General features: G+C 60.3%; 25 protein-coding genes. 7 read left to right on the top strand and 18 right to left on the bottom strand.

Going from position 1 to position 25186, the window contains the following annotated elements; all coding sequences use genetic code 11:
• Positions 1-107: 107 nt before the first annotated feature.
• The gene (locus tag VGF98_14010) at positions 108-341 is read left to right on the top strand and encodes a type II toxin-antitoxin system prevent-host-death family antitoxin (GenBank protein HEY1682756.1); all 234 of its coding nucleotides are present in this window, start codon (positions 108-110) and stop codon (positions 339-341) included.
• On the top strand, positions 337-756 hold the full coding sequence (locus tag VGF98_14005; GenBank protein HEY1682755.1) for a type II toxin-antitoxin system VapC family toxin: 420 nt from the start codon (positions 337-339) through the stop codon (positions 754-756). The genes VGF98_14010 and VGF98_14005 overlap by 5 nt, the downstream gene beginning before the upstream one ends.
• 2 nt (positions 757-758) lie before the next feature.
• Here the strand turns inward: VGF98_14005 and VGF98_14000 are convergent, their stop codons facing one another.
• The 5 genes from VGF98_14000 to VGF98_13980 form a co-directional block, all read right to left on the bottom strand.
• Positions 759-1814 (bottom strand): hypothetical protein, encoded by a 1056-nt coding sequence (locus VGF98_14000; GenBank protein ID HEY1682754.1) that lies wholly within the window; start codon positions 1812-1814, stop codon positions 759-761.
• 435 nt (positions 1815-2249) lie between these two features.
• On the bottom strand, positions 2250-2801 hold the full coding sequence (locus tag VGF98_13995; protein ID HEY1682753.1) for a hypothetical protein: 552 nt from the start codon (positions 2799-2801) through the stop codon (positions 2250-2252).
• A 93-nt stretch (positions 2802-2894) separates the two neighbouring features.
• Complete coding sequence (locus VGF98_13990) at positions 2895-4298, bottom strand: PQQ-binding-like beta-propeller repeat protein (GenBank protein ID HEY1682752.1); 1404 nt, start codon at positions 4296-4298, stop codon at positions 2895-2897.
• A gap of 100 nt (positions 4299-4398) precedes the next feature.
• Positions 4399-7080, bottom strand: coding sequence for an AAA family ATPase (locus tag VGF98_13985; protein HEY1682751.1), 2682 nt, complete (start codon positions 7078-7080; stop codon positions 4399-4401).
• Positions 7077-7634, bottom strand: coding sequence for a hypothetical protein (locus VGF98_13980; GenBank protein ID HEY1682750.1), 558 nt, complete (start codon positions 7632-7634; stop codon positions 7077-7079). The genes VGF98_13985 and VGF98_13980 overlap by 4 nt, the downstream gene beginning before the upstream one ends.
• A 105-nt stretch (positions 7635-7739) precedes the next feature.
• Here VGF98_13980 and VGF98_13975 point away from each other — a divergent pair, with 105 nt between their 5' ends.
• A complete protein-coding gene (locus VGF98_13975; GenBank protein ID HEY1682749.1) occupies positions 7740-8828 on the top strand; it encodes a hypothetical protein in 1089 nt (362 codons plus the stop codon).
• Here VGF98_13975 and VGF98_13970 read toward each other — a convergent pair.
• Together VGF98_13970 and VGF98_13965 are read right to left on the bottom strand one after the other, a co-directional pair.
• A complete protein-coding gene (locus VGF98_13970) occupies positions 8825-9106 on the bottom strand; it encodes a DUF2277 domain-containing protein (protein ID HEY1682748.1) in 282 nt (93 codons plus the stop codon). The genes VGF98_13975 and VGF98_13970 overlap by 4 nt on opposite strands.
• Before the next feature lie 26 nt (positions 9107-9132).
• Entirely contained in the window at positions 9133-10230 is a 1098-nt protein-coding gene (locus tag VGF98_13965; GenBank protein ID HEY1682747.1) for a glycosyltransferase family 87 protein, read from the bottom strand.
• A gap of 334 nt (positions 10231-10564) precedes the next feature.
• Between VGF98_13965 and VGF98_13960 the strand changes: the two genes are divergently transcribed.
• Genes VGF98_13960 through VGF98_13950 form a run of 3 tightly spaced genes read left to right on the top strand, consistent with a single transcriptional unit; the run spans position 10565 to position 14884 of the window.
• Positions 10565-12043: a BTAD domain-containing putative transcriptional regulator gene (locus VGF98_13960; protein ID HEY1682746.1), complete on the top strand. Its 1479-nt coding sequence runs from the start codon at positions 10565-10567 to the stop codon at positions 12041-12043.
• 1 nt (position 12044) lies between these two features.
• Positions 12045-13466, top strand: a complete 1422-nt coding sequence (locus VGF98_13955; GenBank protein HEY1682745.1) for a glycosyltransferase 87 family protein — start codon at positions 12045-12047, stop codon at positions 13464-13466.
• Between the two features lie 11 nt (positions 13467-13477).
• On the top strand, positions 13478-14884 hold the full coding sequence (locus VGF98_13950; protein HEY1682744.1) for a glycosyltransferase family 87 protein: 1407 nt from the start codon (positions 13478-13480) through the stop codon (positions 14882-14884).
• Here the strand turns inward: VGF98_13950 and VGF98_13945 are convergent.
• The 11 genes from VGF98_13945 to VGF98_13895 form a co-directional block, all read right to left on the bottom strand.
• Positions 14823-15908, bottom strand: coding sequence for an acyltransferase (locus VGF98_13945; protein ID HEY1682743.1), 1086 nt, complete (start codon positions 15906-15908; stop codon positions 14823-14825). The two genes, VGF98_13950 and VGF98_13945, sit on opposite strands and share 62 nt — an antisense overlap.
• 3 nt (positions 15909-15911) lie before the next feature.
• Positions 15912-16433, bottom strand: coding sequence for a D-Ala-D-Ala carboxypeptidase family metallohydrolase (locus VGF98_13940; protein ID HEY1682742.1), 522 nt, complete (start codon positions 16431-16433; stop codon positions 15912-15914).
• Positions 16434-16483: 50 nt separating this feature from the next.
• A complete protein-coding gene (locus tag VGF98_13935) occupies positions 16484-16822 on the bottom strand; it encodes a DUF192 domain-containing protein (GenBank protein ID HEY1682741.1) in 339 nt (112 codons plus the stop codon).
• 14 nt (positions 16823-16836) lie between these two features.
• Positions 16837-17448 carry a prepilin peptidase gene (locus VGF98_13930; protein HEY1682740.1) on the bottom strand — a complete coding sequence of 204 codons (612 nt, stop codon included), beginning with the start codon at positions 17446-17448 and terminating at the stop codon, positions 16837-16839.
• Positions 17445-18308 carry a type II secretion system F family protein gene (locus tag VGF98_13925; protein ID HEY1682739.1) on the bottom strand — a complete coding sequence of 288 codons (864 nt, stop codon included), beginning with the start codon at positions 18306-18308 and terminating at the stop codon, positions 17445-17447. Before VGF98_13925 ends, VGF98_13930 begins: the two co-directional genes overlap by 4 nt.
• Entirely contained in the window at positions 18305-19168 is an 864-nt protein-coding gene (locus VGF98_13920; protein HEY1682738.1) for a type II secretion system F family protein, read from the bottom strand. Before VGF98_13920 ends, VGF98_13925 begins: the two co-directional genes overlap by 4 nt.
• A complete protein-coding gene (locus tag VGF98_13915; GenBank protein HEY1682737.1) occupies positions 19162-21216 on the bottom strand; it encodes an ATPase, T2SS/T4P/T4SS family in 2055 nt (684 codons plus the stop codon). Before VGF98_13915 ends, VGF98_13920 begins: the two co-directional genes overlap by 7 nt.
• A 6-nt stretch (positions 21217-21222) precedes the next feature.
• Positions 21223-22065, bottom strand: a complete 843-nt coding sequence (cpaB, locus tag VGF98_13910) for a Flp pilus assembly protein CpaB (GenBank protein ID HEY1682736.1) — start codon at positions 22063-22065, stop codon at positions 21223-21225.
• 1 nt (position 22066) lies between these two features.
• Positions 22067-22531, bottom strand: coding sequence for a prepilin peptidase (locus tag VGF98_13905; protein ID HEY1682735.1), 465 nt, complete (start codon positions 22529-22531; stop codon positions 22067-22069).
• Between the two features lie 97 nt (positions 22532-22628).
• Positions 22629-22790, bottom strand: coding sequence for a Flp family type IVb pilin (locus VGF98_13900; protein HEY1682734.1), 162 nt, complete (start codon positions 22788-22790; stop codon positions 22629-22631).
• 37 nt (positions 22791-22827) lie between these two features.
• Positions 22828-23571 carry a hypothetical protein gene (locus VGF98_13895; GenBank protein HEY1682733.1) on the bottom strand — a complete coding sequence of 248 codons (744 nt, stop codon included), beginning with the start codon at positions 23569-23571 and terminating at the stop codon, positions 22828-22830.
• Between the two features lie 195 nt (positions 23572-23766).
• Here VGF98_13895 and VGF98_13890 point away from each other — a divergent pair, with 195 nt between their 5' ends.
• A complete protein-coding gene (locus tag VGF98_13890) occupies positions 23767-25182 on the top strand; it encodes a pilus assembly protein N-terminal domain-containing protein (protein HEY1682732.1) in 1416 nt (471 codons plus the stop codon).
• Positions 25183-25186 lie beyond the last annotated feature (4 nt).

The following is a 25186-nucleotide window of genomic DNA, read 5'->3' as shown; positions in this document are numbered from 1 at the left end:
CGCAACCGGGGGTGCACGCCACTACGAAAGAAGCCGGCGTCCGACGACCACATCTAGTCATCTAGTCATCTAGTCAACTAGTCAAACCCATGATATAATCGGCTTGCATGAAGACCGTCGGCATTTTCGAGGCAAAGACACATTTCTCGGCATTGGTTGACGAAGCGCGCAACGGTCACACGATTGTTATTACTCGAAACGGTGAGCCCGTCGCTCAAATGGTGCCCATGCCATCCCGCAACGCCGACGCGCGCGGCGCTATGGATCGCATTCTCTCCTCGCATGCGAAGTTAAAGGGCATCCCAACCAAGTCTTTGGTCGAAGAGGGACGCCGCCATTAGCGGCCAGGCCGTTCTCGATGCCTCAGCAGCGCTAACGTGGTTTTTTGAAGACGAGCGGGACGATTTGTCTCTCGCAATGGCCGAGGTTGTCGCGGCTTCCGGCGCACTCGTACCGGCGCTGTTCCGGTTAGAGATGCAGAACGCATTGCTCCAAGCGCTTCGCCGCAAGCGGATGACGCGCGCCATCGTTGACGAAAGACTCGGTGACCTCGATCGCCTGAATCTCATCGTCGATTCCGCCGCAGCGAACCTCAGCTTCAATTCTGGCTTTGCGTTAGCCGAACGTTTCGGCTTGAGCGCTTACGACGCAGCCTATCTTGAATTGGCGGAACGCGCAAAACGGCCATTGATGACGCGCGACAAAGCGCTGCGAGGAGCTGCTCGCGCTATGCGTCTGCTTTGGGAACCGAGTTAACGCTAGAACTCGTACGGAGCGGCAGCCACCCCGGACGGATTGTTGAACCCATTCGCGAGAATATACTGAACCTTGAACGAAGGATAGGTGAAGCGGTCTACCTGGTTTACGCTGAAATACTCGGCGCCAAACAGTAGTTTGGCTTTATAGTTCAGCGCGAAGTTGAAAGGCTCGCCACCGGAGGGGGTCGGGATCTCTTTCGACGGCTGCGTTTTTCCGGGCGGGAAGACCAAGAACTCGGACGGATCGAGTTGTTGTGCGATGATGATGTTGCCGGCCGGGTCGACTTGAATGCCGCCGCCGCTGCCGAACGCGAGGTTCAGGTTGGTTCCGGTTTTCGCACCCGGCGCATATTCGTTGACCGCGCTGCTCTGGTTGTAATCGTACATGACGTACAGATTTTGCTGCTTATCGACCGCCACCGAAAGCGGCGCACCACTTTGGTAGTCGGAAAGACGATACTCTTTCTTTACGTTGCCTTTGGGATACACCGTCACCCAGCCGTTGCTGAAACCGTTGAAGTTGGCGATGTAGATCGTTCCATCTTTGGCGACCACTGCGTCGGTCGGTGACGACAGGTCGGTCGTGTAACTCTTGGTCGGCGATGTCGCGCCCGGCGCGTACACTTCTACCGTCCATTTGCCGCTGATTTGCCCCTCGTCGGAGACGTACAGATTACCCTTGTCATCGGTCGTCAAGCCGCCGGGTCCTAAAATACCGTCGGTAATCGTCGCGATCGGTTGTTGGGTTTTGCCCTTCTGGTCGTACACGTCGATCGCGCCGTTGCCGAGGTTCGAAACGTAGACGAGCTTCGCGCCCTTCTTCACAGCATAACGCGGGCCGTTACCGCGTACGACATCCTGGCCGCGCAGCGAGATGTTCGACCCTCGCGAGCCGTACGCACCGAGCGGATAGGACTGAGTATTGAGCGTTCGCACGCCGGCCGTCATCGATTGGGCGGCGGCCGGCTGTTGCGGCGAAGCGCTATTCATCGAGCAACCCGCGAGCGCGGCTGCTGAGACGCCGACGACGACGGCGTGCGAAAATTTGCTAGTCATGGAAACACACATCCCTTTCTTGCGAGCGGACCGCTTTGTGCGGCGTCCGCTGGCACGATCCTTGCTCACGTGAGCAGAGCTACCTGCTCGTGCGTGTTCTTTCCGAACCGTATGGAATTCGAACTAGACTTAGCTAAGTAGTTCACATCCCGACAATACGGAATTTAACGCAACATTTACGCTATGAGGCGGCTAGATTGTCCAAGGGACTCACTCTTCGGGGAACGCGCGGCCCGATCGCAGCGGTCGAACACTTCGTTGGCTCATTCTAGATCGAAAAAAGGCTCGTCAATAGTCAAAACGGCCATTAGCGATTTGTGAACGAGTGGACTAGACTTAGTCCAAAATCCCTATCGCCGCTCACGGAGATGCACGCCGCTAACAAAGAAGCCGGCGCAGATTCTGCACCGGCTTCTTTGCGTCCCCACGACGTTTTTAGCTGCTCTTTGTGCAGCGAATCGTTCGACTCGTGGTGTTTCCTTGGGGATCGGTCGCAGTGTTTGCATCGCTGGTTTCAGTGTCGCTGACCTTGGTGATCACATCGGTGGCGCTGCTACCGTCGGGATTCTTGCCAGTCCACGTGATCATGTTGGCCTGCCAGCCCGGTGAGGTTTGAATGCCGTATCCGCCGCCATTATCGACGCCGGTTTGTATCCACAGTTTCGCGACAGGATCGTAACCGATATATCCCGTGCCATTGATCGTGTACGTGCGATACTGGTCGAAGGGTGGTGCCGTCGTTTGCTGCATCATCCACATACCATCCATGGCCATTGAATAGACGTCGGTTTCCGGGCGCGGTTTACCGCGCAACGGTTGCGTGCACGACCACGTTCCGACCAGGAACATTACCGAAGAAAAGTCGGGTTTGGTCATCGGAACCGGCGTCGGTGCCGGCGCGGGTGCGGCGGCCGACACGATTGGGGTCGCGCTGATCGCCATCGCCATGACGGCGCTTCCAAATGCAACAGCTATCCAGGGCTTCATATCAGAGCCTTTCTGCTCGCCGAGGGAACGAGCTAGTAAGCGTCCCGTAGAACGCCACCTTGCTTAATTCCTCTTATAATATGAAGAAGAGCGCTACTTAGCGCCCTTCTTAGCCGGAATCGCAAACGCGCACAGCGTGTAACATCCCGTGTATATCGTGCCATTCACGATAACCCCCGAGGCTTGCGACGAACCGTTGCTGATCGACGGTGTCGAATACACCAGTTTGCCTTTCGCGGAATCGAACGCGGCGATCGCAACATTGCCATTATTTCCGCCGCCGCCGTTGGTGTACACCAACCCGTTCGCAACCGCGATTGCGCCACCGACGTACAGATTGCCGTTCGTCGTATTACTCCAAACCGGCTTACCGTTGCCGGCTTGCAGCGCGTACACGCCCACGCTACCGTCCTCGACGTACAGGCGCGATGTATCAACGGCGAGGCCTGCAGCGCCCTGCGCGGGTATATTCGACTTCCATACCGACGCTCCGGATTTCACCGCGAACGCCTGCACGACCATCGTGCTTCCGCCGCCGGGTTCTACCACGTACAACCGAGATGCGTCCGCGACCATTTCCTCGATATAGGGTGTCGGCGATTCATCGCACCAGACCGTCTTGCCGGAAGACTCGGCAAACGCGCAGATTTCGGTATTGCCCTGTGCATCTCCGCAACCGAGAACGGCGAACACCACGCCGCTCGACACCGGCAACGGATTTTCGCTCGTCAAACCGGCGTCGGGGCAGTGATACTGGCCTGCCACGGCCCACAGGGTTTTGCCGGTTTGTGCATCGATGGCCAACGTGTCGGGTTGCTCGTTGACGCCTTGCGTGATCTGCCCAAAAATCAATTTGTTATCGTAGGCCGGCGACGTGTCGACTCCGTTCGCCAAACCGGGACACGGGTTACCTTGATATTCCGTGCAGTACGCTTTCCACGCGATTTTGCCGGTGGACGCGTTCACACCGCAATAGCCGGTAAGAAATTTCGTCGTCGAACCGTTGCTGCACGGCGTCACCACCATGCTGCCCGCGATCGCGGACACGGCATGCTGGAAACTTCCCCAACCGCCGTTGAGCTTAACGTCCGCGGACCACTTCTTCTTACCGGTCGTGGAATCGAAGGCGTACAAACCTTCGTTTTTCTGACCCATCGAATCGACATACAGCACGCTATCGCCGGCCACGATTCCGTTCGGTTGAATGATCTGTTTGTCGTTCCACGCGATCGCCAACTTCGAGAGGTTGCTCGAATTCAGCGTCTTCTCGAGCGGGTTGAAACCGCTGTGTCCGGCGTCGTAGCCGAACTGCAGCCAATCCGCCTTGGTTGCATCGGGCACCGCGACTTGCCGGTTGTCGATCCAACGCGACGCGGTCGAGGCCGGCGAGAGCGGGGTGAACGCCGTTCCGGCGGCTCCCGACGCGCAGCCGGTCGCGAACAGCGCCGGAAAAGTGAGGAGCGTGATCGCGGTGGCGATCTGTCGTATGCCGCGCATCTGAACGAAGCTTCCTTTCACAACTGCCGGCGCCACGAAACGTGGGCCGTACTCGTCCATCCTACGGAAGCTGTGCGCGTTGGAGTATGGGTGGGCGACCCTACCTTACATAGTTGCGAAGTTCGCGCCGCGACGACACCCCAAGCTTCTGAAATGCGGCGCCCAGGTGCTTTTCGACCGTCTTGTGGCTGATCGACAAGCTGCGCGCGATCTCCAAATTCGACTGTCCGCCGGCTGCGAGGGCGACGATCTCACGTTCGCGCGATGAAAGCGCCGTCAATTCGACCCCATCCGCCACGGCCGGCTTGGCGAGATGTTCCAATCTCCGCACGTGAAAAGCCGCCCCACAACGGCGATACAGCGACAACGCGCCTTCCACGTCGCCGGCGATTTCGCGTGCGTCGGCTTCGAGCAGCGGCGTTCGCAACCGGCGGAAACCCTCGGCGGCCTCGGCCGCTAACAATCGCGCGCGGCCGGGTTCCACCGCAGCACAACAAATCGCATCGAAGAACGCAAGAGCCGGGCGCTCCAAAGAATCGCCCATCGCGGCCGCGCGAACCAAGTATTCGCGCGCACGCGCGCGATCCGCCTTGGCGCCGTGTCGCGCGATCGACAGCAGCGTCATCACTTGTCCGCGCACCAACTCGCAATCGGGCAACACGCGGTGCAGCAGTGCTTGGGCGTCGGCCTGGCGTCCCCGCCGAACCAGCAGTTCTGCAAAGCCGTACCCGCACTCGATCTCCGTAACCGACTCGAGCGGGTCGTCGAAACCGTCGAACCACGTTTCGATCAAGGCATCGTCGTCCAGATACGTCGCGGCCGCCGTGCCGGCGGCGCGCGCGAACGTCACATTCACGCGATTATCGGTCGTGGTCGGAACGGCATCCAACGCCGAACGCAGCGCCTGCAAATCGCCGCTCAGCACGTAACACAACGCCGCGGTGGCATGCGCGCACTCCTCTGCGTGCACGCTCTTCGACTCGTGCGCCGCGTGCAGCGCCTGTCGGATGTTCTCGCGCGCTTCGTCGTGCAGCGCGAAGGATGCGAAGAACTTTGCGCCGTTATAGTACGCGCCGGCGATCGCGCCCGAACCGTGCACCCGGGCGGCCTCCAGCCAGGCAACGTGCTCGCGTCGAAAACTATCGAGATCCGCCAGATCGGTCGCCACGCAGGCCGCGACGTTGTGATAGCGCACCGCGACGTCGGTCGCGCCGGTTTCGGCACGCGCGTCGACCTGCGCGAGATGCGCTTTCGCGCGCGTCGGAAAACGCAGCGCAGCCGCAATCCACGCAATTCCCAGATGCAGGCGCGCCCGAGGCAAATAGTCCGATGCATCGAGCCGTTCGAGCATACGTTCCAACGGCGCGCTGGTATCGTTCAAGCGCATCGTGTAATCGGTCATCGCCGCGCGCACGCGACACACCGCCTCGCGCTCCGACGCTCCCGCGACTCGATACGCATCGGCGGCCGCGCTATACGTCGCCAAGCCCTCCTCGGCCATACTCAACACCAATCGCACGTTGGCGATCTGCTCGAGAATGGACCCGCGAGTCAGCGCGTCGAGATCCTTGGCCTCCAACGCGCGCTGGTAGAACGCGATCGCGTCCTCGTGCGCGTAGACGGCGCGTGCGGCATCGCCCGCCAAGACGTTGTAATGCGCGCTGCGATCGTCGTCGCCGGCCGCCCACCAATGATACGCCAGCGCCTCGACCGTCCGTTCGCCCGCCATTTCGAGGGAGAGGGCAATCCGGCGATGCAGCGGCCGCAGTTCCGCGCCCAAAAAGTCGCCGCAAATCGCTTCACGCGTCAAGCCATGCCGGAAGCGAAAAACGCTCGGCTCCAGCTCCTCAATCAGCTGGAAATCGCGCGCCCGACGCAAGGCCGGCAGCAGACGTTCGGACGCGATGTCGGTCACCGACTCCAACAGCTCGAGCGAAAACGTTCGACCGATCGCCGCCGCCTGCGTGACGATGCGCCGCTCGTCGTCGTCCAACGGGCGCAAGCGTTCGAGCAACGTCGAGCGCACGCCGTGCGGCACGCGCGCCGAACCGGCCCCCGCGCGGCCGCGACGTTCGGCGATTTCTTGCACCGCGTTTTTCAACAGCTCTTCGGTGAAAAATGGATTGCCTTCGCCCGTCAGCGCGATCGATCGCCGCGCGTCGTCGCCCAAGGTGAATCCCGACAACGCTTGGTCGATGAACGTGCGCAGCTCCAGGCCGGCTAACGGTGCCAAATCGATGCGTCCGGCGCGCGCCGAACGGCCGACGTTTTCGATGCCGGCAGCGGCCGGATGGCCGGCGTGCAAATCATCGGGACGAAACGACGCCAGCACCAGCACGCGCATGTTGTGCAATCGCGAACCGAAATAGGCCAGCAGATCGAGCGTTGCCGCATCGGCCCAATGCACGTCTTCGATGACCACGACCAAGGCTTTGCGCGCGGCGAACTGCGCGAACCGGTCGACCACCGCCTCGAAATACTGCCGTTTCGATTCGGCCGGTGCGAGTCGTGCAGACGGATCGATGTTTGCGAGCGCATCGAGAATCGGACCGTATGGACGTCCGCCGAACTCTCTGCACGGACCCGACGTAATACGCCAGCGCGAATAGGCCAGCGACCGACAGAACTCCGAGATCAGCCGCGTCTTACCAAGGCCGGCGTCGCCGGCCACGAACACCAGTCCGCCGCGCGACGCGCCGGCTTCGAGCCGCCGCTCGCGCAGATACGCGAGTTCGGCACGACGGCCGACGAACGGCTTGCAAAGAACGGGCCGGACGATCACTGCAAGTCGGATTGGCGCAACGCGTCGATTTTACCGCTCAGGCGCACGTAGTCGAGCGACCGCAGCGGCGCGAAGGTCCGAGCGCGCCCGTACAACGTTCGGGCATGGTCGTAGGCGAACACCGCAACCGCCCGGTCGCCGGCCAACTCGTTATAGCGGATGCAGCGCGTCGCATCGCCGCCGGCCCACGAGTGATAGGCCAGATCGTCGAGCGCGTCTTGACCGGCATAACGTTCGACTGCCAACGCGATGCGGCGGTGCGCGTGCCGCACGCGCGACTTCACGAATTGCTCGTACATCGCGTCGCGAATCAACGCATGACGGAACGCGTACCATTCGCCATCCGCGCGTTCGGGTTCGACCAACTCCAGCGTGCACGCCTTATCGAGCGCCGCTCGTACGCGTTCCTCGGCAAGTTCGACGGTCGCATGCAGCACCGCAACGCGAAAGCGACGGCCGATGATCGAAGCGCGCATCAACACAACGCGATCGGTGCGGTTCAGGCCCCGGATGCGCTCCAGCAATACGACCGTGAGCGCGTCGGAGCTCGGCACCGGCTCAGCATAGCGGGTCGCTACGCATAGCGGCATGGGGAGCAGTCCCTACCCTCGGCTCGGCTAGGGCAAGGTCGCTCGCTCGTCCACGTGAAAGCTCGATGCATGAATTTTTTACGTCTCTCTTCGGTGGCGGTCTTGGCCGTCGCACTTTCAGCGTGTTCGAATACCTCGCAATCATTACCGGCGACTGGTACGGGCGCCGCGAATACTTCGGTGCCGAAAATCGCCGCATCCAAAGGCGCCTGGCACGCCGCTCTCGCGCAAGAGAAGCTGCCCGCCGCGGGATGTTTTAAGGCGGTCTTCCCGTCGACCACGTGGCAGCAGATCGAGTGTAAGACTCCGCCGAAATTATGGTATCCGCCGCGTCATAAACCGCAGTTGGGCCAACAAGTCGGCGACGGTCGCGATTTCACGCTCGACGTAACGCCCAACATTATCTCTACGTCGATCGGCTCGTTTCCGCTCGTCAAAGGTGTGAAGACCGTGTCGAGTCAAGGCTGCTGCGGCTCGCAAGGCACCAACAGCTATACACTGCAATTGAATTCGAATTTCTTCACAACCGCTGCGTGCGGATCGTTGCAGAACTGCCTCGGCTGGTCGCAATTCGTGTATGAAAATCCGCCCGGCAACAGCGAAGGCGGCCTGTTCATTCAAGATTGGCTCGTGCCGACGACCGAATCCGGATTCAGCAATTGCCCGCCGGGACAAGGTTGGCAGAACACCGGTTTCGGCTGCGTGCAGAACAGCCCGGGCGGCGTGTACATTCCGAATGTCAACGTGACCGATATCGGCAACGTCATAGAAACCGGTGTGGCTGCGGCGGACGGCGACAGCGTGTACATGTCGGTGGACAATACCGAATATGGCATGAAGAACGTGCAGAGCGACGGCATCACCGATCTGTCGCAGCATTGGCAGGGTTCGGAGTTCAACATCATCGGCAACGCTGGTGGCGACATCGCGAACTTTAACTCCGGCTCGAAGATCGCAGTCAACATTCAAGGCGATACGGGCGTGAACGCCAGGCCGACGTGCCCCGCGAACACCGGAACGACCGGCGAAACGAACAACCTGTTCTTCACGCGAGCGCCGGCGCACCCGAGGGTGCAGTACCCGTCGGTCTACTTCGAGATGACCAGCAAAACGGGGAAGACGGCGACATGCGCCGCGGTAAAGGGCAAAAACGCCTAACCCTTAGCGGGGGCGCCGAACCGGCGCAGGGAACGCTCCCGCGCCTTGGCGGCTTCGACGACACGATCGCGCGGCGGCGCCGCCGTGACGATGCTAGCCAGCAGTATCCGCGTCGCCTCCGTCACTTGCTCGACGGCGCGCTCGAACGCGGCTTCGTTTCCCTTTGAGGGGTGGGTCGCGCCGCTGATCTTGCGCACGTACTGTCGGGCCGACGCCTGAATTTCGTCCTCGTTGGCGGGCGGCGCGAAGTTATGAAGGTCCTTGATGTTACGGCACACCCGTCGAGCGTTCTGCGCCTCCGCCGCTAAACCCGGGCCGTCGCCGGTCGCGGCTCGGTGAAGGCGCCCGTGATGAGGATCGCAGTAAGACCTAACACCACGACCGCCTCCAAATTCCACGACGTGAAGCCCGGAATTAAGATGATCGACAAAATAGACAACGCGTACGACGCCGCTACGATCCACGTTCGCATCGGTTCCTTCACGGCTCGCATAACATAGAAGACCGCCGGTAGCCCGACGGTCACCGTGTAGTTCCACGCGTGCAAACTGATCGCGACTCCGACGATGGAAACGATCGCCAAAGCAGCTGAAAGCGGCACGCGCAGCAATCGAGGAACCGCGCAGATAAAGAGTACGATGCCTGCGACGGTCGCGATAACGGGCGAAGAACCGGCCTGCATGAGAACGTCCGGCAAACTCGCGCTCTTTGAGGCATTAGAAAAAAAGTCACCGGCAAAATAGCCGCGCAGGTCGGCAGCATATTGTGCTGGCCAATGCCACGAATTCGCGGCGGCCATGACTCCTGTGAAATACCAGACGGCAGCGATCACCATCACGACAGCAAGTGCGCGCCATTCTCGTCGCAGCAGGATCAAGACGACGAACGGAAGTCCGACCGTCGGCTTAAAGAGAAGCGCTCCGACGGCGAGCCCGACCAAGAGTTGCCGGTTGTGCTTGGCGGCAGCGATCGCCAGAGCGATGAGCAACAGCGCCAACGTTTCGTTTTGCCCGCTCACGATCGCGTATTTAGTGGGCGGCCATACGAGCGTCATGAACACGCCGAGCCAGCGCGGAACGTCGAACGCATCCGCGAGTACGATGCCGGCGATAACGGCGAACGCAGACATCACGATCAGATCGATCGCATAGCTCAGGGGCATGGGCAGTTTTGCGACCGGCCAGACGAATAGCGCGACCGCCGGCGGATAGGCCCAAATTCCGCACCACACGTGATGCGCTTGCTGAAACGCACAGTGAAGCTTCGGATCCATCAGGGCCGGCGTACCAACCGTGGCCCCCCCCGACCAAATGCTCGACCAGTCCGACCGGTTAAGGTCGCGGACGACCTGTACCACGAGCTGATACAACCCGGCGATGAAAATCGCCGAGCCGTACAGCACGATCCGATCCCGCGAGATTCGAAGCGGCAGCCCCACTGCCGCCTAGCATACCACGAACCGCTCCCTTGTCCGTCTCTGACGTCCGGGTCTCCGGCTTCATTTCTAGCACGTTAGCGGCTGGCTTGTAGGGCTTCGTGAGGCCACACCGGGTGTTTTTCCCGTTGGTCCATGCGGGCCACAAGTCGAACACAAAATTGATAGATTCAGGGGATTCCAGGCGTCGGGGACTTCGCTTATCATGTTCTTGGATGCCCGTACCTCTTGCAAGCGGACGGGAAAGGCCATATACTAACCCGGCTAGGAGGGCTAGCATGTCAAGCTCCATGAGGAAGCTTTGATTACCCATGGTCCACGGTTGGCGCCATCGACGATCCGGCGCCCGCGGTTGGAAGAGTGGCTAGGACGCTTTAGCAGCGTTCCGGTTCGCCTATTGCTCGCACCGCCCGGTTTCGGCAAGACGACGGCGCTGGTGAGCTACTTGCACCACTCGACGTCCAAGGGAATCTACTGTAGCCTGCCCAGCGGCACGAGCGCCGTTGGGGTCTGGGCCGCCATCGCTCGAGCCATGCAAGTGCGAGGAACGTTTTCCTCGCACGGTGAGCTGATGCGCGCTCTCGCCAAGGCCGCGCCCTTCGAACTCGCCCTCGACTGCGAGGGGCTGCCGGAAGCCGGCGGCGTCGCAGCTATCTCCCAAATTATCAACGAGGCTCCAGAAGGCGTGTCGTTGCTGATCGCTTGCCGGTCGCGCGCTGCCTTCGATTCTGGGCGCATGGTGACGCGCGGCCTGGCAACCCTGTGCGATTCCGACCGGCTCGCCTTCGATGCCGCCGAAGTCGCCCATCTGGCCGATGCCTGCGGTGTCACGTTCGTCCATGGCGACATCCCCCGCTTCATCGACGTGACCGATGGCTGGCCGCAAGTCGTGAGCGGCGCGCTCCGCAGCGCCGCCGAGGACGCCTGCAGCCTTTCCGGCGCCTACGAGAACTGGCGCAAGCGCCGCGGGCACCTGTTCAACGAGTTCATCGCGACCTCGCTCGAGGACGCGTCCGAAGCCGATGCCGAGTTCATCGGCAAACTCATGCATGGCCACCGCTACGACGATGCCTCGAAGCCCATGCAGCATTTAGAACGCGAAGGCTTGTTCGTGATCCACCAGGACAACGAGTACCGCCCGTTGCGGCCGCTCGCTCGGGTGGAGTCGCACCACTTCACGGAAGTGCGCAAAGAGTCGCTACACCCGCTGCAAGTGCAGATGCTGGGCTGGTTCCGCGCCGAGGTCGACGGGCGTGAGATCAAGTGGGTCCGCCGGCGCGACCAACAGATCTTCAAGTATCTCGCGCTCAAGCCCGACGGACGAGCCACGCGCGCCGAACTCGGCGAAGTGTTCTGGCCAGGCGGCGAAAAACAGTTGGTATCGCAATGCTTGCGCACCGCGTGTTCGAACATTCGCAAGGCGATCGGGAACATCGTCGGCTTTAACACCGTCGATTCGTACTTCCTCGCAAACGGCGACGTCGCGATCGACCCGGCCAACGTCGTGGTCGACGTTCGCAACTTCAGCGATTTTGCGAACGATGGCGACGAAGAGTACGAACGCGGAGACGTGCGAGTCGCCTATCAATACTATGGACGCGCGAGCGAACTGTATCGCGGCGATCTGCTGATCGGCGATCGTCAGGAGTCGTGGGCCGCCGAGCAGGCCGAAGCGCTGCAAGCTCGCTATCAGATTATTTCCGAACGACTGGTCGAGAGCAAACCGAGCATCGCCGTTCGCGCAGCATTTGCTGCTAGAAACCGCTTCGCAGTCGGATAGAATGCGCAACGCGTGGCTCAGCGCGGTCATCGTGGCCGTATCGCTGGTCGCGCTGGGAACCCAGTTCTGGGTCGTCAGTCGCACCGGTTTTTCGGTCGGCGATTTTCGGGCGTTTTACTGCGCCGCAAAAGTAACCGCCGAACATCATAATCCGTATCTTACCGAGCCGCTTCGCACGTGCGAAGTGAACGCCGGCGGATCCATGGAGTTCTTCAAGCACTACCCAGGCGTCACGATACCCGCGCCGTTGCCGGGATACGTATTGGCCGGCGTGATACCGCTCACGTTCCTTAGTTTCCAGATGGCAGCGGTCATCTGGGTAATAATCTCGCTTCTCGCTTGCATTGTTGCAGTTGTCACCGTTGCGCGCTTCGCGGGCGTGCCGTGGCAAGTAGCGCTTGCCGCATTCTCACTGTCCGTGGGCGTGCTCTCAGTGGGATTTGGCGAAGTCGTTCCGATTTGCATCGCGTGCATCTGCCTGTCTGCATATTTCGTCTGGGTTGGGAACTGGAATGGCGCAGCGATTGCGGCCGCGGGATCGCTCATCGAACCGCATCTCGGTCTGCCGGCCGCACTAGCGGTGTTCCTGTGGCTGCCCCGAGCTCGACTCATACTTGTGAGTCTCGCCGGTTTGCTCGCAGCAGTATCTATTGTGGCTCTCGGCCTTCGGACGAACATGGATTATTTTACAAGCGTACTGCCCGCGCACGTACTTTCTGAGATCTTCCGAGACACACAGTACAGCCTGACGGAGTTTCTGGTATCGCTTGGAACTCCGCTTCGGCTCGCGATTGAGGCCGGTTCGATTTGGTACGTTGCCATGATCGGCATCGGCCTCGTCGTAGGCCATCGTCTAGCCGACCGAACGAGCAACCGCGCATTTCTCGTATGCGTTCCGCCGGCGTTCGCTGTGCTAGGCGGTACATTTATACACGCGACACAGATCGCGGCGGCGTTACCGGCGGCCATGCTGCTCGCCGGCTACGCAACAACTCGAGCGAAGACGGCGTGTGTGATCGCCCTACTAGCACTGAGCGTCCCGTGGGGATGGTCGGCCTCTCCGGCATTTATTGCGGCGCCCGTAATCCCCGTTGGATTTCTGGCTTGGTGCTATTGGCAAGATCTACGCGCGACGATTATCGCCGCGATCGTTGCGGCATCGATTGCACTATCCGTCATTGCATTGGGCCGGGGCCCGTTCCAAGGGTTGCACACTACAGCGATATCGATCGATAAGCGGTTAGCCGAGTCGAGTTGGGGCGAGTTTACGCAGACCACGGCGCGGCATGATGCCGTCGCTTGGATCGTGCGCATCCCGACATGGGGCGGGCTGATACTGCTCTTATCGATACTAGCGCAGGAGGCGCAACGCACGCGACGCCGCCAGCATCTTTCGGCTCGTGCTTCGCCAGACACCGCTTGATGCGCGCTCGAGTGGCTGCACTAATCGCGGTTATCTGCACGTTACTGCCTATCGGTGCGCAAACCTTAGCCGATCGCCATAGCGGCTGGATGATGATCGACTTTCGAGCCTACTATTGTGCGGCGCTCGCACAACGTGAACGCTTCGATCCGTATCTGGTCGAGCCGCTGCATACGTGCGAGAGCATGACTCCGCTCCCGTTCTACCGCGCGCCGGATCGAGTTACCGTGCCCGCGCCCTATCCACCGTATGCGTTGGCGCTTCTGGCGCCATTGACGTTTCTTCCGTTTCCGATCGCGGCGGCGTTATGGTGGTCGCTGCTCGCTGCGTGCATCACAGCGGGGGCGTGGGCGCTTTCAAAACTCATCGGTCGACCGTTCTCCATAGGCTGGGCAGCATTTGCGCTATCATTGGGACTTACATGTTTTCCCGGTGGAAATGCGATGCCCATCGCGGCTACGGCGATAACGTTTGGCGCATTCTTTCTACAACGTGGCCGGGCGCTGGCGGCTTCAGCGTGCGTTGCAATCGCGATGGTCGAGCCAAACGTCGCGCTACCTGCTGCTATCGGATTGTTCGTCTCCACCAAATCTGCTCGCGTTTCGCTGATCGTGGGCGCCGCGCTCCTGGGAGCGCTGTCGATGTTGGCGGCCGGAATCCCGCTGAACTTCGAGTACCTAGGCACGGTCGTGCCGGCACACGCGTTGTCCGAAGTCTCGCGAGATAACCAGTACAGTCTGTCGACGGTTGTTGCTGCGTTCGGCCTCGCCGAGAAGGCCTCAGCGATGCTTGGCGCGGCCTCGTATCTGCTGATGACCTTCGTGGGGGTAATCGTCGGGTTAATACTGCGGCGGCGTTATCGAGATCCAGCATTTGCCATCGTGATCCCGACAGCGTTCGCCCTTCTTGGCGGATCGTTCGTTCATACCGAGGCGATAGCGGCGGCCGTTGCCGCGGCCCTTCTCCTATTCAGCCGAACAAACGAGCTTCGAACACTTTCGATTGCAGCCGTACTTCTGTTGACGGTGCCCTGGATGCTTGCGTCGTCCATGGCGCTCTTCATCGTCCCTATTCTTCCCGTCGCATATCTGATTCACCAACTTTGGAACCGCGAGCGCGTTGCTTGGGCGAGTGGAGGAGTCGCGGCGGCGGCGATAATCGCAGTTCTCTTCGTCTTTGCGTCAGCGCCGGCGCCACACGTTATCCCCCAACTCGTTCAGACGCACGCTTTCATCGACCCAAAACTGGCGGAGGCGTCTTGGAGAAATTTTGTACTTGGCAATGTAACGAATCGCGCCGCAACGTGGCTCTTGCGCGCACCCTCATGGCTTGGCTTGATTTTGGTTGTCGGCGTCGCTATAACGCTATGCCGGCGTTTCCTCGTCGGGAAAGCCAGTTCGGAAGCGGTAACGTCCTGAGGCTCAACGCCGGCTTCTCAATGACGAACCAACTCGCTGCTGCGAACGCGAGAGCAACTGCCATCGTGCAAAGGAAGTAGAGCGCAGACCCGAATCGCTGTGCGCCAAGCATGACCAGCACGTACTGGATGGGCACCGAGTAGATGTAAAGGCCGTACGATAAGTCGACGCGCCGGTCGAAGCTCCGAATCGGTACTCTCATCGCGGCGTATAGGGTCAAGTACGCCATCGGAATGGGAACGACCGTTCTGCAAAAGGGTGTCGGCAACGCAACAAACACAACGATCGTCGCAGCCAGGGCGAGCGGCCAACGCGTCGGAATGCGCGAGCGAAAGAGATACGCCGACGAGCCAAGGCCAAAGACGATGAAGAGGTACAGCGGATATACGAACTGAAAAATCGGTGCGTGGCGCATCACAGTTTCCATTGCGAACATTGCGAGGATCAGAGCGACTGTCACAATCGGAACGGAGCGCGGCGAACGGTGGACCGCAAAGAGACCAAATAATGCAACGAGGATGTAGCAAGCTGTTTCCCAGGGCAGCGTCCAAAGGGACATGTCGATCTGGCCAGGGAACGGGCCACTCGTTATCAGATTCTTGATGTCGGTCTGTCCGCCGAAGGCCGGCGCGTTTTTGTAAACGTACGATAGCGGCCCGTCGGGACTTAACAGATACCCATGCAGCGTCCCTGATTGAATGAAGTACATGATCGGTGCGAACAAGAAGGCGGTGACGAGTAGACAGACCCAAAAGCCTGGATAGATTCGGAGGACGCGGTGCCACATGAAGCGCGCCGGACGGTTTAACGACTCGCCGCTTCGGGTTATCAGGAAGCCGCTCAGAACGAAGAAGCAGGAAACGGCAAGGAAGGCTGCACTGAATGTGTCGTGGCTGTAGGCCATAATCGGCTCTTGACCAGTCAGAGCTTTCCCGTGCGACCACACGACGATTACTGCTAAGAAAAGCCGCAAAAAGCCGATAGCGTTCGACTTAAAGTCGAGCCGACTGAGGGTGGCCTTCACGCGTCAGGCGGTGAACCGCGGCAGTGGTATTTCGCCAACCCACCACCGGCGCGTTCCCGAATCGAGGTGAACGTGGCTGCTGTAGTAGCCCATCCCTCCCGAACTCGGGCGCGACCAGCACGCGTTGAAAAGTTCTCGCGTGGAAATACCGTTCACGTAAAAATCTGCTGCTTTCGCATACAGGTGCATGCTGTTTCGTGCAGAGCCTTCGGTGGCGGCGTTGGTCTGCGCCGTGCGGAAGCCGCTTGTGATAATCAAGGGCTGATGGATGCCCATCAATGCTAGCGTCTGCTGCACTTCCCACAGCGTTTCGATCTCGACGATATCGAATCGCACGTAACCCTGCGATGAAGCAACGCTTCGGTCGCGCATTAACCAGCAAATCTCTCGGTAACCCGGCTCATACACGCTGCGGCCGTCGATGCTAAATGGCGCGGAAACATCGGAAGAGTCCCCCTCGCGCCGCAGCCAAAGAACGCGCTTTGTCGATGGCGGAGTCGCCGCTCGAACGGCGGCGGGTGACATACCTGCCAACGCGGCCGCGGTCAACGCGAATACGAAGTCCTGGCGGTGCATCAGCTTTCCAGCTCCAGCCGGTCGCCAATGCGCAGGTCGAGCCGTTCGAGTGGAGCGGAACCGAGTTCGATCAGCGACTTCGCTCGAAAGTTCCACACCAGCAGTTGATTCGGACGAACCCCGGTCCGAATGTCGATAACCCGAGAGTTCACATCGAGAAAGATGACATCGATCGTAGCCCGCATGCCGAGCGTGTGAATCGACGAACAGCGATCGAACCACAGGCCAAGATCGGGGGCGACGCTGCGATACGACAGCAGTCCGATCATTCGCTCCCACACCGAACGCGCGCGTTCGACGCGCTCTGCAACGACACGATCGAGGGTAACATTACGCAAGCGAGCCACAGCTATCACCGAATTATGCCGAGCGGCAACGCGATCCCGGTCAACGCGGCGATATATGGCGCGAACGCCATCGGGGTCCCTTTTTCTTTGACGAGGCGCTGTGCAACGACGGCTGCAATACATGCGATCGGAAGTGCCACGAGAGCGAGCGGAGCGCCCAGGGCAGCTCCTGTCAGCGCGACCAATTTCGCATCGCCCCAACCCATGCCTTTACCCCGCGTGAACAGTGCCGCGCCCGCGAAGAACGCGAACGGGATCGCAGCGGACAGCCATACTTCCCAGTTTCGTTGCGACAACGCAAACAACAATAGTACGGCTAAGGGCCCTAGCGTGAAGATATCGGGAACGATACCGCACAGTGCGTCGCTGCACCAGCATGCGACGAGTGCGAATACGACGATCGCCGCTAACGCGATTTGTAACGGCGGCACCTTCCAGAAAGCGAGCAATCCGCCGATAACGGCGGCGGCGGCGGCAAGCACGACGACAGGGACTCGACCCGGCCGGGGTCCGTCGGCAAACGGCTGGATCCGCCCGCAGTATAACCGGCTGAGTTCCGCTCCAACCAACGCGACGCACGCGAAGAACACCGCGCACACCGAGGCCGCTAGAATCATTTTGGTGCGAAATAGTTAGCTGCGACGGTACCAAAAATAATAACGAAGATCGACGGTATCATGAACACAATCATTGGAAGCGTCATTTTTACCGGAAGTTTACCCGCCATCTCTTCGACGAGCATGAGGCGCCGATTGCGAGCCTCGTCGGCGAGATCGTTCAACAGCTTAGCGACGTTCGCGCCCATACGCTCGGCCTGAGTTACGACGCGCAGCGCATTGCGTAAGTCCGGCTGATTCGTTCGATCGCCGACCGCTCGCAACGCGTCGGCGCGCGGGCGACCCAGGCGAATTTCAGAGAGGGCTTCGCGGATCTCTTCGCCCAGCGGGCCGGGCGCGGCATCGACGGCGTATGCGAGGGCGGCGTTGAGCGCGAGGCCGGCTTGAACCGTCGCTGCGACCATGTCGAGAAACTCGGGAAGCGTTTTTTGAATTGCGCCCTTGCGCGCTTCCGACGCTCGATTGAGAACGATAAATGGCAGATACGCACCGGCGAGCACCAGCAGCGCCGCGACGATCAACGCCCACACTGCCGCCAATCCTACAAATTGCCACAAGACTAGCGCCGCTATCGTTCCGAAGCAGGCGCCGGCAGCGACGCGTAACAGAAATTTTGCAGGCGTGTCGGTATACCAACCCGCCTCGATCAGTTGCTGGCGCAGCCAAGCACGGCGGTCGCCACCGAACATGCGCTCGAGAAAACCGAGTTTCTTTCCGTCGCCGGTGATCGGCTCGCGCGCCTTGAGCGCATCGAGCTGCTCGGACAGCACACTCTTCGATGGGATGAGCGAGATCGCCAGGAGAAAGGCCAGCGCAGCAAAGAGAATGGCGATGATAATCTGCAGTGGTAGTACACTCATGCGTTCACCTTGAGCAGCTGTCGAACCCACAAGTAGCCAAGCAACTCGAGCACCAGCACGATCCCTATCACGATGTGCCCCATGTTGGTAAAAAGAAGGGCGCTGCCCATATCTTGCTGCGTTACGATGATGAACAGTCCTAAACAGAGCGGAATGGCCGTCAGCACCCAAGCACTCATGCGACCTTCAGCAGTCAAGGTTGAAACTTTACGCTGAATTTGGCGCCGGTCTTTGATCGTACCGGCGAGTTGATCCAGAATGTGCGAGAGGTCGCCGCCCGTCTGAGATTGGACGCGGAAGACGCGCGCAAGCATCAGCGTTTCGTTGCTCGGCATACGCTCGGCCATATCGTCGATCGCGTCGTAGACGCTGATTCCAAGATTCGTCTGTCCGATGACGCGGCGGAATTCGTGCTTAGAGGGGTCGGGCAGTTCGTCGATTACCATCGTCAAAGCCTGACGCAGTCCAAGTCCAACTCGGATACCGCCCGCGATCAAGCGCAACGCTAACTCAAGCTGTTCGATAAACGCGTTGAGCCGACGCTTCATCCGAAAATCTAAGTAGGTGTAAAAAAAGAGCGCGCCGGCGGCAGCAAGTACCGGCCCTAGAATCAGCGACATCAACAAAGAGGGGTGCAACAGAATCAGAATCGCAATCCACACGACCACGACACAACCAGCAATCGTGAGCACGATGTCCTGGGCGCTCATGCGGATGCCGGCCCGGTCGAGTCTGTCCGATAAGCCTCGGACCTTTGCTGTCGCGCGCCGGTTGAACGAGCCCCAAATCGAAAAGAACACGAGAACGACGGTGGCGGCGACGCCGGCGAAAATCGCTAGCGGCGCGAGCGATGTCACCATAACGAGTGCAGCAACGCGAGCTTGTTGAGCGGGTTAGCATCGTACGGTACGCCGTATTCTTCGAACTTCTTCAAGCAGTTCGGCTGCACGCCAGTGTAGGCAAACTCGCCGATCACTTTACCATCGGCATCGACGCCGTGCTGGGAGTAACGAACGATCTCTTGCATCGTCACGACTTCGCCTTCCATCCCGACGACTTCACTGACCGCGACGAGTTTGCGGCTGCCGTCGCGCATACGCGAAATCTGTACGACGAGGTCGATCGCGCTGGCGATTTGTTCGCGAATCGCTCGAACCGGCAAGTCGAACCCGCCCATCAAAACCATCGTTTCGATACGCGACAATGCATCGCGCGGGCTGTTGGCGTGGATCGTCGTGAGCGAACCGTCGTGGCCGGTGTTCATTGCCTGCAACATGTCGAGCGCTTCGGAGCCGCGGCACTCACCGATGATTATGCGGTCGGGCCGCATGCGCAACGCGTTGCGGAACAGATCCCGTATATGGACCTGGCCTTTCCCTTCGACATTGGGAGGCCGCGATTCGAGTCGAACCACGTGCGACTGATTCAGCAATAACTCGGCCGCATCTTCGATCGTTACGATGCGCTCGCGATCCGGCAAGAAGTTTGAGAGCACATTGAGGAAGGTCGTTTTTCCGGAGCCCGTTCCACCGGCTACCACGCAGTTCAACCTCGCCTGTACCGCAGCTCGCAAGAAGTCCACGACCTCCGCGGGGATCGAGTTGTTGGCGATTAAGTCCTCCGCGGTTAAACGGTGGAATCCGAAACGGCGGATTGTTAAGATCGAACCGTCGATTGCCAGCGGCTCGATAATCGCGTTGACACGCGAGCCGTCGGGCAGGCGCGCGTCGACCATCGGCGAGGATTCGTCGATGCGCCGGCCGAGCGGCGTTACGATCCGTTCGATAATCAGGCGGAGTTGCCGGTCGTCGGTAAACCGCTTGGTGGTTGGCTCGATCACGCCGTTGCGCTCTACGTAGATCGTGTCCGCACCGTTGACCATGATTTCCGTGATGTCGGGATCTTTGATCAAGTCTTCGAGCGGCCCCAGCCCCAGCGCCTCGTCCACAATCTCTTGTCGGAGCTGCGCAAGGTCTTCGGCCGAACCCCGGAACTGGTGTTGCGCCACGAGTCGTGCGGTTACGCTTTCAACGTTGGCCCGTAACTCCGCGAGCTTCGCGGCATCGGTATGCGCGGTGCTGGCCGAAACGAGGTCGACCTCTCGCAGCAGCGCCTCGTGAGTGTCGCGCTTAAACGCATCGCGTTCCTCTTCGAGCGCATCGTTCTTGCGCGCAGTTCCGTTACCGCTCACGAACGTGCTCCGCCGCTTCGGTGTATCGCCACCCATCGCTGCGACCGACGGCTGCAAAGAGCCAATCGGCTGCGCGGGCACGAGCGATTCGATATATCGCTTGAGCTGCCCGATCGCGCGCCCGTAATTCCGGCTGGTCGAGATCGGGATCTCGCCCGCGAGATGGATGCCCAACACGCCTTCGATTTCGGAGCGCGGTACGAGACCGATTTCGCTGCGCGCATTCGTTACAACGTCGATTCGGTCGGCTGGAATTCCAAAGCGTTGCAAGTCGGCGATCAGAGCTTGCGCCCCGGCCGTTCCCAGGAGCGTCGGCTCCAGCACGACGAAAAAGCGCGTGGCCCGCGCGACAAACGGACGCACCGCTGCTGCGAACGGCTGTGGCGCATCGACCAACACGGTATCGAAGCCGCTCATGCCGTCGAGAAACGATCGCACATCCTCTTCGGTCAATCCGAACGCGGCGTCGTAACGGTGTGCCAATTCGACCACCGTCACGCCATCGCTACGGACGCTCGAAATCGACGACATGTTGCGCGCGGCATCGAGATTCGTCACGAGTTCGTGCAACAACGCGACGCTGCGTCGGCCACTAAAATCGGCGTCGACAAGTGCGACGTTGCCGTCGGGTTTGAGCGCAGCCGTCAACTCTTTGCACAGCGTGGTCGCGCCGGCCCCGCCTTTCGAACCGATGAAGAGCGCGATGCATGAAGGCATTCGCGGTTACTGTGCCTTCGACGGATCGACGATCTTATCGCCGATGATCACTTGTACGGGGTTCGCAGCGGGCTTCGCCACTACCGGTGCAACGGCTACCGGAGCAGTCAACGGAGCGACAGGGCCAGGCGGCGGCAACATCGCCGGTGCGCTGTCGCCGCTATTGATAACCAGCGCTTCGACCGGCTCCGAGCGGATCGGCTCAAGTGGAGAGCGCAATGCCAAGCGGATCGTCGCGTCGGAGTCGGCCCATGTTAGAAGATCGGCCTGCTTCGGATTCACCTCGAGCGTGACGGTCGGTGCTCCTTGATCTTGCGGTGACGGCGTTGCCGAGGCATATTCCAGCGTCGAACCTACCGCCAGCACGCGAATGCCGCGCATAATCGTCACAGCTTTACCGGGTGAGTCGCCGTCCTTCGGCGGGACGGCAATCACATCGACTCGGTCGCCGGGCTGAATCAGTCCGGAAACACCCTTAACGTGATCGACCGGGATACTGACTGCGCGCATACCCGGGCGCAACCGCACAGGTAGGGCCGACTCGACGTTGGTGCCGACGTCAGACGCAGTAATTTGCGAACCGGCGGGAATCGTGATCAGAGCCAGCGCGCCGGCCATACGGCTCGGATCGGAGATTGCGTCGGGCTGCAGCGTTTTCGCGTCGCGCGTTTCGACGTGGAACATTTGCGGCGTGATGCGTTCGCGCGCTGCGATATCTTGGGTCGCTACGACCACCTGGCGCGGTTCGCTGTTGGCAGGGCGCAATGATGACAAATACGTGAGCGTGAGCCAACCGGTCCCCACCGCGAGAACGATGGCGATTAGCAACGTCGTGCGGCGAACGTTCATGTTAAATCGTTATCCTTAAAAAGGGAGCGTAGGTCTGCGAGAGTGCCACGAGTAGCGCCCCAAAAACGAATGCGACCGCGTAGGGAAGGGTTTCGCGCTTGCCGGAGGCGCTCGCGCGCGACGGCCGACGCATGATCAAGAAGCCGACCGCCAACACCCCGCCACCAATCGCCGAATACAACAAGAACGGCAGACATAGCGGATAGCTGAGCATACCCGATGCCGCGATGGCGAGTTTGATATCGCCGCCGCCGATACCGCCGCGCGAATAGACCAGCGTGCCAGCGGCCGTGAGAACGGCCATCACCAGCAAACTGATGAGCGCGGCGCGAAGGCCGTAAAACGAGTGAATCGCCAGCGCCGCGAGCGCCAGCGATCCGGTGAGCCAGTTCGGAATGCGACGCGTTCGAACGTCGCCGTAGCTGGCGACGGCACACCACGCAACCGCCAACCATATCGGTATCAACTGCGGAGCTTTTCGGGAACGTTCATGTGAGCTTCTGTATAAAAGAAAGAGCGCGGACGCGTCGCGAGCTCGGCGTCCACGCTCCGGGTTTGGTGGGTTAGACCGACGTTGCGACGGCGCTGAACATTGCGCTCAGGCTCGAGCCGAGCACCTTGACGCCGACGAGGGCAACGAGAGCAATGAAGGCAACGAGCAGGCCGTATTCGACCATTGTGGCGCCTTCTTCATCGCGGATCATAGACTTGAACGACTTGATCATGTGTTTCTCCTTAAGTAGTGCGTGAAGGGGAGTGTGATTACCAGATGCCGCCGGGAATCTGTTCCCAAGGGACTTTGACTCCGGCATTAGGTGCGTCGACCAGGATCTGGGCGCTTGCGGGCGTCACGCCCGGCCCCGAAGTGGCCGTTACGTGCAAGAAGGTTTGCTGAATGTAGTCCGGACCGATCGGAACGATCGCTTGGAACGTGCCGTCCGACGCAGAGTTGATGTCGTGCCTTCCTATAAGCACGTTGGGCAAATCCGAGGAGAGCGTTGCGAGCAGCGTGATCCGAATCGGCGCCGAGGGCGGCGCCTGCCCAGTGATCATGAGCGCCTCGGCGCCCTTGAGCTGGGTCACATTCATCACGATGGTTCCGCGAAGCTCGTTGTAGCTCGCGACATCTTGCGATTTCCACGCTTGTGTGGATCGTGCGTTTGCGTACGTGCGCCAGGCTTGCCGCCCCAGGGTTTCGATGCGAGCGGCGAGCTGCGGCGACACGTAGATGTCGTTGGACGCATAGCGCGGGGCGATCGAGGTCGTCTCGACCCGATCGTTGACGTCGTACAGATTATTGCCGGGGCGAATAACCAGCACGATGTCGGGACCGCTTAATTGTACGGCTTCGTCCGCGGCGAGCCACGCGTAGTCGAGATGCGCTACGCGAGCCACGCTGGTCAGTGAGAGATCTTGCTGCGCAGCAGCGATCGCGGCACCCGGCGCCGCGATCGAACCGAACAATGCCAAAATCCCGAACCAACTAAACGGCCGCAAAACGTACAACCTCCATGCCTCCTGGTGCCGGGTAATCATTACACCCACGTCAACGCGTTTGCAACCGTGGACGTTCCGTTTCCCGACATTCTAACTCAACGTATCCGTCGCGTTAACGCGTTAACGCACGAAACCGTGCCATAATGCGTTCATCTGACGGACGCCTTGGAGCGCCCGCTCGTCGCCTATGCCGTAGGGAGCCGGATGATTTCGTTGACTCGTATGCTCGTCGCAGTGGCCGTCGCCTTCGGTATTACCGTATGCGCCATGCCGGCTGTCGCCGATCAAGTAACTATGATCTCGATCCAGTCGGGACATTCGGTCGTGCTGAAAGCATCGGGCTTGTCCCGCGTCGCCGTCGGCGACGGCCAGATCGCCGGCGCGTTGCCGATCGGGACCTCACAGGTCGTGATCAACGGCAAGGAGCCGGGGCACACGACGGTGTTCATTTGGGCAAACGGCCACCGCACTGCATATGAAGTAACGGTCACCGCACAAGAGATGGACGACGTCGCGGAGATGCTGCGTAGCGCCATCTCGGCGCCGCAAGTGCAGGTCGTCAGCTTCGGCCATTCGATCGTGGTACGCGGCACGGTAGGCGACGGAGCCCAGTTCCAGCAAGTCACCAATGTCATCGCCCGCTTCGACGCGATGATGAAAGAGCAAAAGGGCGTCATCGTTAACGCGGTCACGATCACCCAGAACCTCGGCGACCTGCAGAAGGCGATCGCGAACATCCCGGGCGCAACCAACATTCGCGTGGACCCGGACGGCAAGGGCAACGTCATCGTCAGCGGCAACGCGACCGACGCCGTTACCGCCCAGGCGATCCTCGACCGGGCGCGCGGCCTGTCGGGTCCCTATCTCGCCAGCAACGGCCAGCTAATCGACCGGCTCAGTTCGTTAGAAAACAGCCAGATCGACATCAAAGTGTACGTGCTGGAGGTCGATAAGACGGCCCAGTCCAACCTCGGCCTGCAACTGTTCGCCGCGCAACCCGTAACGGGCCAGATCGTCCCCAACTTCATAGCGCCGGCGATCCCATTCATCGAGTCGCCGAGTGGGCTAGGTAGAGCGTTTACGGTCTCGCCGTTCTATCGAACGCAGACGCTTGCTCCGACCCTCAACCTTATGATGCAAGAAGGCCACGTAAAGACGCTTGCCAGTCCGAACTTGGTTACGAGCCCAGGAAACAAGGCCTCGTTCCTGGTAGGCGGGTCGATACCGGTCGTCACGACGTCCGGTTTAGGGTCCGTCAACGTGCAGTATCAGCCGTACGGCGTGCAGCTGAACGTTACGCCGATTATTCTGGGGAACGGGTCGATCGAAGCGGCCATAACGCCGGACATCTCGGCGCTCGATTATGCTAATGCCGTCGAAGTTTCGGGATTCCTGATTCCGGCGCTGACGGAAAGCAAACTTTCAACCGACGTGATTACACGGCCGGGCGAAAGCATCGTCATGGGTGGACTCGTGCAGCGCATAACGCGGAAGATCGTCAACAAGATTCCGCTACTCTCGGACATCCCGATCCTTGGAAAACTGTTTACCTCGACGCAGTACCAAAATTCAGCGACCGACGTGGTCTTCGTAATGACCCCTGAGATCGTAAATCGCTAGGAGT

The organism is Candidatus Tumulicola sp., assembly GCA_036490475.1.
Classification (GTDB): Bacteria; Vulcanimicrobiota; Vulcanimicrobiia; order Vulcanimicrobiales; family Vulcanimicrobiaceae; genus Tumulicola.
This window is presented reverse-complemented; position numbering and strand designations above follow the sequence as displayed.

What these genes read in the sequence shown, in the direction of transcription:
- VGF98_13995 (HEY1682753.1), bottom strand. Translation starts at nt 2,801, where the DNA reads ATGAAGCCCTGGATAGCTGTTGCATTTGGAAGCGCCGTCATGGCGATG.
- VGF98_13990 (HEY1682752.1), bottom strand. Translation starts at nt 4,298, where the DNA reads ATGCGCGGCATACGACAGATCGCCACCGCGATCACGCTCCTCACTTTT.
- VGF98_13930 (HEY1682740.1), bottom strand. Translation starts at nt 17,448, where the DNA reads ATGATTCTAGCGGCCTCGGTGTGCGCGGTGTTCTTCGCGTGCGTCGCG.
- VGF98_13900 (HEY1682734.1), bottom strand. Translation starts at nt 22,790, where the DNA reads ATGATCAAGTCGTTCAAGTCTATGATCCGCGATGAAGAAGGCGCCACA.
- VGF98_13915 (HEY1682737.1), bottom strand. Translation starts at nt 21,216, where the DNA reads ATGCCTTCATGCATCGCGCTCTTCATCGGTTCGAAAGGCGGGGCCGGC.
- VGF98_14010 (HEY1682756.1), top strand. Translation starts at nt 108, where the DNA reads ATGAAGACCGTCGGCATTTTCGAGGCAAAGACACATTTCTCGGCATTG.
- VGF98_13975 (HEY1682749.1), top strand. Translation starts at nt 7,740, where the DNA reads ATGAATTTTTTACGTCTCTCTTCGGTGGCGGTCTTGGCCGTCGCACTT.
- VGF98_13925 (HEY1682739.1), bottom strand. Translation starts at nt 18,308, where the DNA reads ATGAGTGTACTACCACTGCAGATTATCATCGCCATTCTCTTTGCTGCG.
- VGF98_13940 (HEY1682742.1), bottom strand. Translation starts at nt 16,433, where the DNA reads ATGTCACCCGCCGCCGTTCGAGCGGCGACTCCGCCATCGACAAAGCGC.
- VGF98_13890 (HEY1682732.1), top strand. Translation starts at nt 23,767, where the DNA reads ATGATTTCGTTGACTCGTATGCTCGTCGCAGTGGCCGTCGCCTTCGGT.
- VGF98_13955 (HEY1682745.1), top strand. Translation starts at nt 12,045, where the DNA reads ATGCGCAACGCGTGGCTCAGCGCGGTCATCGTGGCCGTATCGCTGGTC.
- VGF98_13920 (HEY1682738.1), bottom strand. Translation starts at nt 19,168, where the DNA reads ATGGTGACATCGCTCGCGCCGCTAGCGATTTTCGCCGGCGTCGCCGCC.
- VGF98_14000 (HEY1682754.1), bottom strand. Translation starts at nt 1,814, where the DNA reads ATGACTAGCAAATTTTCGCACGCCGTCGTCGTCGGCGTCTCAGCAGCC.
- cpaB (HEY1682736.1), bottom strand. Translation starts at nt 22,065, where the DNA reads ATGAACGTTCGCCGCACGACGTTGCTAATCGCCATCGTTCTCGCGGTG.